Source organism: Citrobacter tructae, assembly GCF_004684345.1.
In the GTDB taxonomy this organism is placed as follows: Bacteria; Pseudomonadota; Gammaproteobacteria; order Enterobacterales; family Enterobacteriaceae; genus Citrobacter; species Citrobacter tructae.
The window spans coordinates 2007873-2023029 of record NZ_CP038469.1; the positions used below are offsets into that span (position 1 = coordinate 2007873).

14 protein-coding genes are annotated in these 15157 nt (G+C 53.6%); 5 read left to right on the forward strand and 9 right to left on the reverse strand.

What is annotated here, in order from left to right; genetic code table 11:
- The first annotated feature begins 46 nt into the window (after positions 1–46).
- The 3 genes from citR (at position 47) to E4Z61_RS10575 (ending at position 2938) form a co-directional block, all read left to right on the forward strand.
- Positions 47–949: a DNA-binding transcriptional repressor CitR gene (gene citR, locus E4Z61_RS10565; protein ID WP_135322719.1), complete on the forward strand. Its 903-nt coding sequence runs from the start codon at positions 47–49 to the stop codon at positions 947–949.
- A 163-nt stretch (positions 950–1112) separates the two neighbouring features.
- Positions 1113–2336 carry a phosphoadenosine phosphosulfate reductase gene (locus tag E4Z61_RS10570; protein ID WP_135322720.1) on the forward strand — a complete coding sequence of 408 codons (1224 nt, stop codon included), beginning with the start codon at positions 1113–1115 and terminating at the stop codon, positions 2334–2336.
- On the forward strand, positions 2321–2938 hold the full coding sequence (locus E4Z61_RS10575; protein WP_135322721.1) for an IbrB-like domain-containing protein: 618 nt from the start codon (positions 2321–2323) through the stop codon (positions 2936–2938). Before E4Z61_RS10570 ends, E4Z61_RS10575 begins: the two co-directional genes overlap by 16 nt.
- Here E4Z61_RS10575 and E4Z61_RS10580 read toward each other — a convergent pair whose 3' ends face one another.
- Complete coding sequence (locus E4Z61_RS10580; protein ID WP_135322722.1) at positions 2939–4099, reverse strand: pyridoxal phosphate-dependent aminotransferase; 1161 nt, start codon at positions 4097–4099, stop codon at positions 2939–2941.
- A 132-nt stretch (positions 4100–4231) separates the two neighbouring features.
- Here E4Z61_RS10580 and E4Z61_RS10585 point away from each other — a divergent pair, with 132 nt between their 5' ends.
- Positions 4232–5320 carry an oxidoreductase gene (locus E4Z61_RS10585; RefSeq protein ID WP_135322723.1) on the forward strand — a complete coding sequence of 363 codons (1089 nt, stop codon included), beginning with the start codon at positions 4232–4234 and terminating at the stop codon, positions 5318–5320.
- On the opposite strand, the gene E4Z61_RS10590 is transcribed toward E4Z61_RS10585, so the two are convergent.
- The 7 genes from E4Z61_RS10590 to entC all read right to left on the reverse strand — a co-directional run bounded on the left by E4Z61_RS10590 (position 5321) and on the right by entC (position 12709).
- Positions 5321–5518 (reverse strand): YbdD/YjiX family protein, encoded by a 198-nt coding sequence (locus E4Z61_RS10590; protein WP_135322724.1) that lies wholly within the window; start codon positions 5516–5518, stop codon positions 5321–5323.
- A gap of 63 nt (positions 5519–5581) precedes the next feature.
- The gene (gene cstA / locus E4Z61_RS10595; RefSeq protein WP_135322725.1) at positions 5582–7687 is read right to left on the reverse strand and encodes a pyruvate/proton symporter CstA; all 2106 of its coding nucleotides are present in this window, start codon (positions 7685–7687) and stop codon (positions 5582–5584) included.
- A gap of 184 nt (positions 7688–7871) precedes the next feature.
- Positions 7872–8285, reverse strand: coding sequence for a proofreading thioesterase EntH (gene entH / locus E4Z61_RS10600; RefSeq protein WP_135322726.1), 414 nt, complete (start codon positions 8283–8285; stop codon positions 7872–7874).
- Positions 8286–8287: 2 nt separating this feature from the next.
- Positions 8288–9043 carry a 2,3-dihydro-2,3-dihydroxybenzoate dehydrogenase EntA gene (gene entA, locus E4Z61_RS10605; RefSeq protein ID WP_135322727.1) on the reverse strand — a complete coding sequence of 252 codons (756 nt, stop codon included), beginning with the start codon at positions 9041–9043 and terminating at the stop codon, positions 8288–8290.
- Entirely contained in the window at positions 9043–9900 is an 858-nt protein-coding gene (locus E4Z61_RS10610; protein ID WP_135322728.1) for an isochorismatase, read from the reverse strand. The genes entA and E4Z61_RS10610 overlap by 1 nt, the downstream gene beginning before the upstream one ends.
- 13 nt (positions 9901–9913) lie before the next feature.
- Entirely contained in the window at positions 9914–11524 is a 1611-nt protein-coding gene (gene entE / locus E4Z61_RS10615; protein ID WP_135322729.1) for a (2,3-dihydroxybenzoyl)adenylate synthase EntE, read from the reverse strand.
- Between the two features lie 9 nt (positions 11525–11533).
- Positions 11534–12709, reverse strand: coding sequence for an isochorismate synthase EntC (gene entC / locus E4Z61_RS10620; RefSeq protein ID WP_135322730.1), 1176 nt, complete (start codon positions 12707–12709; stop codon positions 11534–11536).
- Between the two features lie 187 nt (positions 12710–12896).
- Between entC and fepB the strand changes: the two genes are divergently transcribed.
- Positions 12897–13853, forward strand: a complete 957-nt coding sequence (gene fepB / locus E4Z61_RS10625; RefSeq protein WP_135322731.1) for a Fe2+-enterobactin ABC transporter substrate-binding protein — start codon at positions 12897–12899, stop codon at positions 13851–13853.
- Positions 13854–13897: 44 nt separating this feature from the next.
- On the opposite strand, the gene entS is transcribed toward fepB, so the two are convergent.
- Positions 13898–15136: an enterobactin transporter EntS gene (entS, locus tag E4Z61_RS10630; RefSeq protein ID WP_135322732.1), complete on the reverse strand. Its 1239-nt coding sequence runs from the start codon at positions 15134–15136 to the stop codon at positions 13898–13900.
- Between the last annotated feature and the right edge of the window lie 21 nt (positions 15137–15157).

The following is a 15157-nucleotide window of genomic DNA, read 5'->3' on the forward strand; positions in this document are numbered from 1 at the left end:
TGCTAAATCTAATTTTTCAAAACCTAACCATTACACGAAGGTATGTATGGCAAACCTCTATGATCTCAAAAAATTTGATCTCAACCTGCTGGTCATTTTTGAATGTATTTATCAACATTTGAGCATTAGCAAGGCAGCCGAAACGCTGTTCATTACGCCATCCGCGGTCAGCCAGTCGCTACAGAGATTACGCACTCAGTTTAATGATCCCCTGTTTATTCGTTCCGGCAAAGGAATTACCCCTACCGTGACAGGGATAAATCTTCATCACCATCTCGAAAACAATCTCAATAGTCTGGAGCAAACAATCAGCATAATGCACAGCTCTAACCTGAAGAAGAAATTTATCATTTACAGCCCGCAAATTATAATTGCAACAGGTGTGTTGGCCCTTATTCATTATCTCAGAGATGATTCCAATATCGAAATAGAGCACCATGACATATTAATGTCGGCACAAACTGCCGAAGATTTACTGGCATATCGTAAAGCTGATTTGATTATTACACTGTCGCCAATTAATAACCGGTCAGTTATATGCACACCTTTCAAATCCTGTGACAGCGTATTGGTTTGCAGTAGCACGCATCCCAGAATCAATGAATCCAGCTCTCTTGAACAAATACTGGAAGAGCAGTTCACATATTATCTCTCTGAAGATCCTGGAATTAAAGCATTCCAGTCAAAAGCGAATTCTTTCCTGACCAATCGTCGCATTGGGTTCTATAGCGACTCGCTGGTATCTATTGCCAATATTATTGCCAATACGGATATTATTGGTCTGATCCCAGTAGATGTTTATCACTTTTACTCTCCCCTCCTTAAGCTTAAAAAAATAAATATTGATGTTAATTTACCATCAATACAGCTTTTCTTAATGTATAACCGGGCTTCTCTCAGCAATAATGGATTCGCTGAATTCATCGAAAAAATCACACGTAGTGATTAATAAATTCATGACATGACATATCACTAATTAATTTTTAGTATATAAAGCAAAAAATAATAATTTAAATGAATGCATATTGCATGCTAAGCATGCTGTAAGCTAGCGTATTTTATTACAACCATTTATTATGACTTTAAATAATGAATTTTAATATGGATTTGATATGTCTGTTTATAAGATCCCTCTGAATCAAAATGTTCTGGAAGCCGCACAGGAACGTATCACCTGGACGCTTGAGACGCTACCTCGTGTGTGTGTCTCCTTCTCAGGCGGTAAAGATTCAGGGCTAATGCTGCATCTGACGGCCACGATAGCCCGCCAGCTACATAAAAAAATTCACGTTTTATTTATAGACTGGGAAGCTCAATTTTCCTGCACTATCGACTATGTACAGGCATTACGAAATGATTATTCCGATGTCATTGAGCAGTTTTATTGGGTTGCATTACCTCTCACTACGCAAAATTCACTCTCACAATTTCAACCTGAATGGCAATGCTGGGAACCGAATACACAATGGGTTCGCCAACCACCAGAGGATGCGATTACCGACCCCGATTTTTTTCATTTCTATCAACCAGGAATGACCTTCGAACAATTCGTTCGCGAGTTCGCTGATTGGTTTTCAGAAAAACGCCCCGCCGCGATGTTGGTCGGGATCCGCGCCGATGAGTCATATAATCGTTTTGTGGCTATTGCCAACTCGCATAAGCAACGCTTTTCCGATGATAAACCCTGGACTACCGCCGCGCCCGGAGGACACACCTGGTATATTTATCCAATATACGACTGGAAAACAGCCGATATATGGACATGGTTCGCTAAAACAAAAATGCAGTGCAACCCCTTGTATAATCTGATGTATCAGGCAGGTGTCCCAACACGGTATATGCGCATTTGCGAACCTTTCGGCCCAGAACAGCGCCAGGGTCTCTGGCTGTACCACGTTATTGAGCCGCAGCGATGGGCGGCAATGTGTGCCCGCGCGAGCGGCGTTAAAAGCGGAGGGATTTATGCCGGTCATGACAACCATTTTTATGGTCATCGGAAAATATTAAAACCTGAACATTTGAGCTGGCAAGATTATTCCATGTTGCTATTAAACAGCATGCCAGAACAGACCGCAGAGCACTATCGCAACAAAATCGCCGTCTATATACAGTGGTATAAGAAAAAAGGAATGGTTGACATTCCACAAAATCAGGAGGGTGATATTGGGTCCAAAGATATTCCCTCATGGCGGCGGATCTGCAAAGTACTGCTAAATAATGATTACTGGTGTCGGGCACTTTCATTCAGCCCAACAAAATCGACAAATTACCAACGTTATAACGAGCGCATGAAAACAAAACGCCAGGAATGGGGAATCTTATGCAACAGCGACTAACTCAGGAACTCACCGGTTTTCTTTCTGGTCTCTCAGAAGAAGAACGAATTGAAGCTATCAATGAATTTAGGATTGCAATACACAGTGTCAGCCCTTTTCGTGAAGAACCAGTAGATTGTGTTTTATGGGTCAAAAATGAGCATATCTCACCGAATGATTACAACCCTAATAACGTCGCCCCTCCAGAAAAAAAGCTGTTGCTAAAGTCTATCGAAGCGGATGGATTCACACAGCCTATTGTTGTGGTTCATTCAACAGAAGAACAGTATGAAATCATTGATGGTTTTCACCGACATGAATTAGGCAAAAGTAAATCCTCGCTGAAATCGCGGCTTAAAGGTTATCTGCCTATCACCTGTTTACAGCGCGAACGCCACGAACGCATGGCCGCGACAATTCGTCACAACCGTGCTCGCGGGCGTCATCAAATCCGCGCGATGTCTGAAATCGTCCGCGAACTGTCACAATTAGGCTGGAGCGATGAAAAAATAGGTAAAGATCTCGGGATGGATAGCGACGAGGTTTTACGTTTGAAGCAAATCAACGGCCTGCAAGAATTGTTTGCCGACCGTCGATTTTCCAAAGCCTGGACAGTGAAATAGCTACAGTGCAGCCAGACGCTCTGCCGCTGCCAACAGCGTCGATTCTTGCTTGGCAAAACACAGGCGAATCAGTTTGTGTGGGAAAGGATCGGCGCAAAAAACAGACAGTGGGATCGCCGCAACGCCGACCGCTTTGGTCAGCCACTGACAAAATGCCACATCGTCAAGATGGGATACTGCGCTGTAATCGATCAACAGAAAATACGTCCCTTCGCAGGGCAGGATTTCCAGCCGACTATCGCGTAGTGCGTTCACCAGCACGTCTCGCTTTTTCTGATAAAACGCGGGCAGGTCGCGGTAGTGCGTCGGGTCAGCCCGCAGCATATCCGCCAGTGCCAGTTGTGCCGGCGTATTGACCGAGAAAGTCAAATACTGATGCACTTTGCGTAACTCTGCGCTAATGGATTTTGGCGCAACACAGTACCCCACCTTCCAGCCAGTCATATGGTAAGTCTTACCGAACGATGAGACGGCAACCGCACGCTCCCGCAATTGAGGATGCGCCAGTACGCTGGCATGTCCGTGGGCGGCAAAGCAAATATGCTCATAGACTTCATCGCTAACGACAAAGATTTCTCGTGTTTTAATGGCCTGCCACAGCGCAGCAAAATCCGCTTTTTGCCAGACAGTGGCAGAGGGATTGTGCGGTGTGTTGAGGATCACCAGTCGGGTACGCTCACTCAGCAACGCGGTAAATTCCTGCCAGTCCACGCGAAAAGACGGCGGTTGCAACGCAATACGTTTCACGATACCGCCAGATAGCGCCACCGCGGGTGCATAACTGTCGTAGCTCGGGTCAAAACAGATAACCTCATCGCCGGGGCGCACTAAGGCCGTAATAGCCGCGTACAGCGCTTCTGTCGCCCCCGCTGTCACTGTAATGTCACTATCAGCGTCCGGTTTGTAGCCGTATAACTCGGCGGTTTTGTCAGCGATAGCTTCACGCAGCGACTGCACGCCCGTCATTGGCGCATATTGGTTCGCGCCTTGCGCCACATGATACGCCAGGCGCTCTTGCAGATAGTGTGGGCCGTCAAAATCAGGAAATCCCTGAGACAGGTTAATCGCCTGATGTTCCTGCGCAAGGGCACTCATTTGCGAGAATATTGTGGTACCCAAATTGGGGAGTTTGCTCTGCACAATCAGCGAGTTATTACTCATTATTGTTATCCTGACGTGTGATGTTGTGGTTGAAGCCACTATAACACGATGTTAGTATTTGGCAATCAAGACGTTCAGACGTCTATATAAAAATAACCTGCGTGGACAGGACAGCCAAAAGGACAACACAACATGAGTCATAGCGAAATTCGCGTCGTCACAGGCCCGGCCAACTATTTTTCCTACACCGGTAGCCTGTCCAGAGTGCATGATTTTTTCACCCCCGACCAGCTGTCGCGCGCCGTCTGGGTGTATGGCGAGCGCGCCATCGTCGCAGCACGACCTTTTCTGCCGGATGCATTTAATCTTGCCGGAGCGACACATCTGCTGTTTACCGGTCATTGCAGCGAAACTGACGTTCGCCAACTGGCCAACGATGCCGGAGATAACCGCAGCATGGTGATTGGCGTGGGCGGCGGCGCATTGCTCGATACCGCCAAAGCGCTGGCCCGTCGTCTCGGTTTACCTTTCGTGGCGATCCCAACCATTGCCGCAACCTGCGCGGCCTGGACGCCGCTCTCCGTGTGGTACAACGATGCGGGTCAGGCACTGCACTTCGACATTTTCGATGATGCTAACTTTCTGGTGCTGGTGGATCCGCAGATAATACTCAATGCACCGGAGGAATATTTACTGGCAGGGATCGGCGACACACTGGCGAAGTGGTACGAAGCGGTCGTTCTGGCACCACAGCCCGAAACGTTGCCGCTGACCGTACGTCTGGGGATCAACGGCGCGCTGGCAATCCGCGACGTGCTGCTCAGCAGCAGCGAACAAGCGCTGGACGATAAAAAACAGGGGAAACTCACTCAGGCTTTTTGCGATGTGGTGGATGCGATTATTGCTGGAGGCGGCATGGTCGGCGGTCTGGGCGAGCGTTACACTCGCGTGGCGGCGGCGCATTCGGTGCATAACGGCCTGACGGTACTTCCGCAGACCGAGAAATTTTTACACGGCACCAAAGTGGCCTACGGCATCCTGGTGCAAAGCGCGCTGCTGGGGCAAGATGATGTGCTGGCTCAGCTCACGTCGGCTTACCAACGTTTCAATCTCCCCACCCGTCTGGCCCAGTTAGACGTGGATATTGATAATCGCGCTGAGATCGATAAGGTCATCGCGCATACCCTGCGCCCAGTAGAATCTATTCACGCGCTGTCGGTGGCGTTAACGCCGGAAACGCTGCGCAAGGCTTTTGAGAAGGTAGAGGCATTTACGCTTTAATCAACAGCACTTCGCGCCGCCTTTGCCCCCATAGCGTGCATCTTGTCGCTCACGGAAGAATTCTTCGTAAGTCATTGGCGTCTGGTCCGGGTGTGTGATGCGCATATGCTCAACATAGTTGTCATAATCTGGCACGCCAATCATCAGGCGGGCGGTTTGGCCTAAATATTTCCCGGCTTTTGCGAGTGTTTCAAACATAGTCATTCCCTGCAATACAAACGCCCTCCCCATTCAGGAGAGGGCTTGTGGATTAAGAGAATATTAGTGCGCGCCTTTCGCCTGCGCCACAATCTCTTCAACATTCTCTGGCATTGGCTCGTACGGCGTTTCTTTCGAGGTCGGTTTGTCCTCTTTCAGCGCCGCCAGCGCCGTTTTAATAGAGAACAGACCCAGTACCACCACGACAACCATGAAGAAGACAGTCAGCCCGGCGTCAAGACGGTTGTTAAATACCAGTTGCGTGAGCTGTGACTGAGTATATTGCGCCGGAATGTTACCGCTGTCGATCATCGCCTGGAACTTGTTAGCGATAGCCAGGAAGCCGATTTTTGTATCCGGGCTAAACGCTTTTTGCCAGCCGGCGGTCAGGGTACAAATCAGCAGCCAGGACGTTGGAACCAGCGCCACCCATGCGTAGCGCTGACGTTTCATCTTGAACAACACCACCGCACACAGCATCAGCGCCATACCGGCCAGCATCTGATTGGCAATACCAAACAGCGGCCACAGAGTGTTGATACCGCCTAATGGGTCAACCACGCCCTGATGCAGGAAGTAGCCCCAGGCCAGCACACACAGCGCCGTCGCCAGCAGGTTAGCCGGCAGCGAGTCGGTTCGTTTAAGCCCTGGGCTGATAACGCCCAGCAGGTCCTGCAGCATAAAGCGCGCAGCACGCGTACCGGCATCGACCGCAGTCAGAATAAACAGTGCTTCGAACAGAATGGCGAAGTGATACCAGAACGAGACATCCATCATGCCGCCCAGCGCACCGTGCAGAATGTAGGCCATCCCCACCGCCAACGTAGGCGCACCGCCCGCACGGGAAATGATAGATTGCTCACCCACTTCATTGGCGATTTGATGCAGAGTATCCGGGGTAATTGCAAAGCCCCAGCTACTGACCACCTGCGCCGCAGAAGCTACCACATCAACCGTACCCGCAGGTGCCAGCACCGCCATCGGGCTGTTCATCGCGAAGTACACGCCCGGATCGATGATACACGCGGAGACCAGCGCCATAATGGCAACAAAGGACTCCATCAGCATCCCGCCGTAGCCGATAAAACAAGCCTGTCCTTCATTCGCCAGCATCTTCGGCGTGGTGCCGGAAGCAATCAGCGCATGGAAGCCAGAAACCGCCCCGCAGGCAATGGTAATAAACAGGAACGGGAACAGGTTACCCGTCCAAACCGGACCGGTACCGTCAACGAACTTGGTTAACGCAGGCATGGTCAGCGTTGGGCGCATGATCAGAATACCCACTGCCAGACCAACAATAGTCCCAATTTTCAGGAAGGTAGAGAGGTAGTCGCGCGGTGCCAGCAGCAGCCATACCGGCAGCACCGCAGCCACAAAACCATAACCCACCAGCATCCAGGTTAGCTGTACGCCAGTAAAGTCAAAATACGGTGCCCAAGTTGGGCTCTCAGCCACCCAGCCGCCGGAAATAATGGCAAACACCAGGAACACCAGGCCGATAATCGACACTTCGCCAATACGACCCGGGCGCAGATAGCGCAGATAAACGCCCATAAAGATCGCCAGCGGGATGGTAAACGCCACGGTGTAGGTTCCCCACGGGCTGTGAGTCAGCGCTTTCACGACGATCATCGCCAGCACCGCCAGGATAATCACCATAATCATAAAGCAGGCCACCAGCGCAATCACGCCCGCCGTTGGACCCATCTCTTCTTTCACCAGTTCGCCAAGGGAACGACCATCGCGACGGGTGGATACAAATAGCACCATAAAGTCCTGCACTGCACCCGCCAGCACCACCCCAGCCAGCAGCCAGATCATGCCCGGCAGGTAGCCCATTTGCGCTGCCAGCACCGGCCCGACTAACGGCCCCGCCCCTGCGATCGCCGCAAAATGGTGGCCAAACAAGACTTTTTTATCGGTAGGAACGTAATCCAGACCGTCGTTATGCCGCACCGCTGGCGTCATACGCGTTGGGTCCAGCGCCAGCACATTTTTCGCGATGTACAGGCCATAAAAACGGTAGGCAATAAGATAGACACAGACCGACGCCACCACAATCCACAGCGCGTTGATCTGTTCACCACGGTTTAACGCAATATATCCCAGGGCAAATGCTCCGATAACGGAGAGCAATGTCCAGAGGAGGTATTTCCCTGAATTATTCATAGTTGTTGTCCGTTTGCGTGATCCAGAAAGATGTTACATTTTGTTTCTATAACACCTTTTCTGAATTTAACAACCTGACAACCACATAAACCCGAGACACCACTGACTATTTACATTGCAGTGTTAACTAGATCACTTCATTTACCTGTTAACCCTGCAATTTCATTTTACGTTGTCGACAATGTCACCCCATCACCGCCGTGCCTAAACGGCAGGTACAGCAGCGACGTCCCTGCTCATCAAAGATGACGATTTCCCAGCTCTGATTCTGACGTCCGAGATGCAGCGGCTGACACACTCCGCGCACTTTTCCCTGCGATACCGCACGATGGTGCGTGGCATTGAGTTCCGTACCGACCACACATTGTCCGTCGCGGGTCATCAGGTAGCCCGCCATCGATCCCAGCGTTTCAGCCAGCGCCGCCGACGCGCCGCCGTGCAGCAGGCCAAACGGCTGATGGGTGCGGCTGTCCACCGGCATTTCGGCTTCCAGCACGTCATCGCCCAGACGGGTATAGACAATAGCCAAATGCGCCACCAGCGTGTTCTGGCTGGTCGCATTGAGTTCATCGAGCGTGAGGTGTCGTTTCCAGATCATCGTTACGCTCCCAGCGTCGAGCCGCCGTCCACCACGATATCCTGCAAGGTGATATGGCTGGCCAGATCGGAGGCGAGGAATAAAATAGTGTTGGCGATTTCCTGCGGACGGGCGATTTTTCCCAGCGGAATGCCGAGCTTAAATTGCTCGCCAAACCCGCGAATACGCTGCTGTTCCGCATCGTCATTGACCCACAGCGTGCGCTGCATATCGGTGTCGGTCGAGCCCGGCGAAACCACATTACAGCGCACACCGCTAGCCGACAGCTCCAGACCGACGGTCAATGCCAGGCTTTTCAGTGCGGCTTTTGACGCGCCATAAGCGCTCATGCCGATGCGTGGCGTATGTGCCGCATCCGATGCAACGGTGACAATCGCCCCACCCTGCTGACGGCGAAACTGTGCCATGGTGTGCTGAAACAGGTTGAACGCGCCGCCAACGTTGACGGCGAAGGTTTGCTGCCAGTCCTCAACGCTGAGTGCATCGGTTGGTCCCATACGCAGGATCCCTGCGGCATTGACCAACACATCCAGCCGCTCGGTGTTCGCCATCAGACGCCCACACACCTGTGCCACCTGCTGCGCGTTCGCGACGTCCATCACCTCAGTGGCAAACGGGTATTCGACTGAAGAGAACTCACGATCAAACCCGATCACCCGCGCGCCCGCGTCAACAAACGCCAGCGCCGTGGTGTAGCCAATGCCTTTACCCGCACCGGTGACCCAGACGGTTTTACCGACAAAATCGAATCCAGCCATTACTTCACCTCGCGGGAAAGCAGTTTCCACCAGGCATCAATGGTCGGATTTTTCGCCAGCATGACGAAGTCGATATCGCCATGCACTTTGCGCCAGCGAGCAGCCAACGCCATCATACGTACCGAATCCAGACCGTAGTCGATCAGGTTTTCGTCATCCAACGGCTCGTCGGACTCATCCAGCAACGGCAGAATAACGCTGCGTAGCGCCTCTTTGCTGGCGGGCACCGGCGTCGGCAATAAATCCTGCGTCATCACCACCCGACCAGAACGTCCTGCCACATATTTCAGCGACATCAGGTGTTCGTCGCGACTAAAGTCTGCCAGCGCATCGGCCACCATAAACGGCTTGATGTCGCGCATGAACGCGTCGGTTGCCGTGGTCATACAGCCAATATGCGCGTAGACGCCGGTAATAATCAGCTGATTACGCCCGGTCTCTTTCAGCATCACTTCCAGCGGGGAGCGATGAAACGCGCTGTAGCGCCACTTCACCAGGAGGGTATCCGCTTCATCCGGTGCCAGTGCCGCAACGATTTTCTGCTGTTCAGGTGAGCGCGTCAGTCCCGGTCCCCACATATCGTTCAGCAGTGCGCGGTCTTCATCGCTCTGTTCCTTTGGCTGGGCGGTGTAATAGACCGGAATGTTATGCGCTTTGCAGTACTGGCGTAGAGCGGCGATATTGGCTACCACCTGCTCCATCATCGGGCAGTTATCGCCCCAAAAACGGATAAAGTAGTCCTGCATGTCATGGATTAGCAGTGCAGCGCGCTCAGGTTCAAATGCCCAGTCAACTTTGTTGGCTGGAATATCAAGCGCCGTGGGCAGCACATAAGCCTGCAGTTTAGGAATTGCCATCTCTTTTTCTCCTTCAGGCCAGCGAACGTGATGCCAGCCACTGACGTAATTGTTTTTTATCCACCTTTCCGACCGGGGTAAGCGGCAGCGACGCCACGCACTCGACGCGGTCCGGTAATTTGAACTCCGCCACGCCCTGCTCGCGCAGGAAACGGCGCACCTGTACCGCGCGCAGCGGCTCTTTCACCACCAGACAGGCGCAGCTTTTCTCGCCCATCAGTTCATCGTCCATGCTGACCAGCGCCGCATGAACTACCGCTGGATGGCGCAGTAACAGGTTTTCAATCTCTTCGGCGGCGATCTTCTCCCCGCCCCGGTTGATCTGATCTTTCTCGCGGCCCTGTACGGTGATGTAGCCATCCCGATCGATAGCAATCAGATCGCCTGAGCAGTAAAATCCGTTGGCATCAAAGGCGCTGGCATTGTGTTCAGGGCTATTGAAATAGCCACGAAAGGTGTACGGACCACGGGTCATCAGGCGTCCGGTTTCGCCCTGTGGCAAAGGATTACCGTCAGCGTCTGCCACCCAGACCTCGTCATCCGGACACATAGGACGACCCTGGGTATTGATGATGCGCTCAGGGCTGTCGTCCAGGCGGGTGTAGTTCACCAGCCCTTCCGCCATACCGAATACCTGCTGCAACTGGCAGCCTATTTCCGCCGGAATGCGGGCGGCAAGCGTCGCGGATAAGCGCGCCCCGCCAACCTGTAGCAATTTCAGCGATGCCAACTGCGCATTGCTGCCCCACTCCGCAATCACCTGCAACCACAGGCTCACGGCGGGCGGTACCAGCGCTGTGACGTTTACCTGATGCTGTTCAATCAACGGGAAACACAGCGTGGCACTTGGATCGGCCGCCAGAACCACGGTTCCACCCGCAAGGAACACGCCCAGCGCGCCCGGTGAACTCATGGCGTAGTTATGCGCTGCCGGAATTGCGCACAGATAGCGAGTTTCCCCTGTGAAATGGCAAATCTCGTTGCTGCGACGCACACTGTAGTAATAATCGTTATGGGTACGCGGGATCAGCTTTGGCGTCCCGGTAGTGCCGCCGGAAAGCTGGAAATACGCCACTTCATCGGCAGGTGATGGCGTGGCGGTAAAGTCATTCGCAGGCTGACTTATCGCGTTTTGCAGGTTGTGTTCACCCTCGTCATTGAGCAACAGAACCACGCGTACCGAGCTGTGCTCGGCAACAAATGTGTTCAAAAAATCATCTTCGGTAAACAGCGTATGCGCTCGGTCAGCTATCAGCAGTGCCGGTTTAATTTGTGTCGCGTAGGCGTTGAGCTCGGTGCGTTGATGGCTGTACAGCCCAAAAACAGGCGCAACCCCCAGCTTGAGCAGCGCGAAGAAGGTGACATACAGTTCAGCCACATTGCCCAACTGCACCAGCGCGGTTTCACCGGATTTGATGCCCTGGCGACGCAAGCTGCTGGCGAGATTGTCTGCCGCCTGGTTAAGCTGGCGGTAGCTCAGATGGCGTTCTCCATCAATCACCGCCGTCTGGTCGCTATCGGCGTGGCGGGTCAGAATGTCGGTCAGCGGCAAATCCTGCCAGTAGCCTTTTTCACGGTAGCGGCGGGCAAACTCTTCCGGCCAACGGGTGAAAGGAATACTCATTATCGCTCCTTAATGCAGTCCAAAAACATTCAACATCGTGGAAAGCTTGGTGCCCGTTTCGCGCCACTCCGCAACCGGGGATGAGGCAGGCACAATGCCGGCACCGGCGAAGAAACGTACCTGACTGCGCAGCAGCTTCGCGCAGCGGATCGTCACCACCCACTCGCCATTGCCTTGCGCATCACACCAACCGACGATGCCGCCGAACAGTTCGCGATCAAACGGCTCCAGCTCGGCAATCAGCTTGCGCGCAACCTGATGCGGAAAACCGCTCAACGCAGGCGTTGGATGCAGTAGGCACGCCAACGTCAGGGCATTTTCCTGGGCGTTCGCTTTACCCTCGAACGGCGTACCGAGATGCCAAAGCGTAGGCGTAGTGACCAGTTGAGGAGAAGACGGCAGTTGCAGTTCACGACAGCGATCGCGCAGTACGGTTTTCATGGCCTGCGTCACCAGCTCGTGTTCATGGCGATCTTTCTCGGAGGCCAACAGGCGAATACCCGCTTCCCTGTCCAGCACATCATCCGGCTGACGCCGCGCAGAGCCCGCCAGCGGCAGTGAGCTAAAGTGGTCACCGTCTTTACGCAACAGCAGTTCCGGGCTGGCGCCGATCAATACACCGCCGTCTTCGATGGGTACATGGAAGTTGTAACTCGCCGGATTTTGCGCCACCAGACGCTCCAGCAGCGCACCGCTGTCAATGTTGACGTCGGCGGTAACATCAATCAGGCGTGAAAGCACCACTTTGTCAACTTCCGGGGTCGCCGTCCGTGCCGCGGCCTGAGCGACCATTTGTTCAAAAAATTCCTGCTCGGGGATCGATTTACGTTCTACGACGTTCAGCGACTGATGAGCGGTAAAATAGCGCGATGATCGTTGCTTTGCCGTGCGGGAGAAGCTCTGCCAGGACTGAGGAATAAACAGCGACGACGGCTGGCGGGTATCAAAGGGAATGGCCCCTACCATGATGGGATTGGCGATACCCTGCGATTTGGCATCAGCAAACAGGGCGTGCATTTTCTGCTGGAACGGGCTGTCCAGTGAATCCCCATTAATTGCCGGTTCCGCGTAGCGGGAAAAGCATCCTGACGTCGTAAAGCTACGGTACGGCGACATAAAGAAAAAACTGTCGGGAGCAAGTGTTGCCATAGTCTGCGGTATTTCCTCGGCCAGTGACGTATCCATATCATCCTCCAAAAATGATAAAGGTTTTAATAATGATTATCATTTATATTTTCGGTCGCTAACCTAAAAGCAAAGCGCCGGTATGTCAACTCTTGCGGTAACACAATGTGCGACTTAGGCTTGCATCCCCGCCCACTAACAATGAAAATGAGAAGCATTAACTATATTGATAACAGGAAGCTTATTCGTGCGACTCCCCGCGTTTTACCGAACCACGCTCTTACTGGTTGGACTGTCTATTTCAGGAATTTCTTTAAGCCAGGCCGCTGACTGGCCGCGTCAGGTCACCGACAGTCGTGGAACCCACACGCTGGAACATAAGCCGCAGCGCATTGTCTCCACCAGCGTGACGCTGACCGGTTCGCTGCTGGCGATTGATGCCCCCGTTATCGCCAGCGGAGCCACTACGCCGAACAACCGTATCGGCGATGCTCAGGGTTTTTTACGTCAGTGGAGCGAGGTGGCAAAAGCCCGTAAGCTGAGCCGTTTATATATTGGCGAACCAAGCGCCGAAGCCGTTGCCGCACAAATGCCGGATCTGATTCTGGTAAGCGCCACCGGCGGTGATTCTGCCCTCGCGCTGTACGAGCAACTGTCCACCATTGCGCCCACGCTTATCATTAATTACGACGACAAAAGCTGGCAATCGCTGCTGACGCAGTTAGGTGACATCACCGGGCATGAACAACAGGCGGCGGCACGTATTGCCGAGTTTGATAAGCAACTGCAGGCGGTTAAACAACGCATTACCCTGCCGCCACAGCCGGTAAACGCACTGGTGTACACCGCCGCCGCGCACAGTGCCAACCTGTGGACGCCGGAATCTGCGCAGGGCAAGTTAATGGAGCAGTTAGGTTTCACATTAGCGCCGCTGCCAGCCGGGCTGCACACCAGCCAGAGTCAGGGCAAGCGCCACGATATCGTTCAACTTGGCGGTGAGAACCTGGCGACCGGGCTGAATGGCGAAGCGCTGTTCCTGTTCGCGGGCGACAACAAAGATGCCGACGCTATTTACGCGAATCCGCTGCTGGCACACCTGCCTGCCGTGCAGAATAAACGCGTCTACGCGCTGGGCACAGAGACCTTCCGTCTGGACTACTACAGCGCCACACTGCTGCTGCAACGCTTCTCCTCACTGTTTTAATGGCTCGTGCCGGATGCGGTTTACGCCCCATCCGGCCTGATGCCTCACGCCAGTTCTGGCGGCGTCTGACGGAAACGACGTAGCTCATTGAGCAACAGCAACAGCAGCAGACCTGCGATCGCCAGGCCAAATCCACTGACGCTTGCCGAAGCGACCGGCGTCATCATCGCGCCCAGACCACCCAACAACGCAGCGCCGATGGCATCACCAGTGACGTTCTGCGCGGTCCACAAACCGTTAATACGACCGAGCATCACTTCTGGCGTCTGTGTCTGTAACAAGGTGTATTGCAACAAAGAACTCACCGCGCTCAGCCAGCCAAACAGCGCCAGGCAGACCACGCCTAATTCCCAGACCGGCATCAGCCCAAACAGGCCAATCACGAGGAAAGATGCCACGGTTGAGGCCAGCATAATCAAGCCGGGACGCACGCTGTGAGCGAGTTGTCCACTGGTTAATGCGCCGACAGCAGCCCCCAGCGGGATCGCCGCATACAGCAGACCAATCTGGGCGCTCGACATCTGCCAGTTAATCGCCAACGCCGGATAAAGCACGCGCACGGCGCTGGCCATGGTCAGCAATCCACCAAGCAGCGCAATGCCGCCAATCAGCGGGCTGGCAAGCAAAAAACGAAACGCCGCCAGCAGGGATTTCAACGGGTGTTCACGCGGCTGCGGCGGCGGTGGCAACGCAGGAAGGCTCAGCAATGGTAGTAAGGTAATAAAGGTACCTGCGGCTGCCAGACCGTAGTTCCACGCCACGCCGCCGGTGGCGAGCAGCACCCCACCTATCATCGGTGATATCACCGATCCCAGGCGCACCGTCAGCATGGTGATAGCCCCCGCCTGCATCAGGTTTTCACGCCCAACCAGCGCGGGGGTCGCCGCCAGCAGCGCCGTCACACCCAGCGAGGCAAAAAAACCATCCCATAAGCCCAGGATATAAATCGCCAACAGCGACGGTTCCGGGAGCAGCGCGTTCAGACACAGGCCAATAAAGCCGATACCGCAGGTTCCACGTGCCAACAGGATCACTTTTTTGCGCTCGTAGCGATCGGCCAGTACCCCGCCAATCATCAGGCCAATAAACATCGCGCTGCCGGTAAGCGTCACCGACAAGCCGACCTGCCAGGTCGACTGAGTCATCATCTGGATCTGTACCGGCACCGCCACGCCGAGTAGCCCCAGAGAGACGATGGAAATAAAACGGGCAAGGAAAACGGCGCGAAATGCAGGGTGGGTCTTTAACAGGCTGAGATTAAGCAGCCAGGATTGTCGATTCATTACAGAGCCTTACCAGGTACT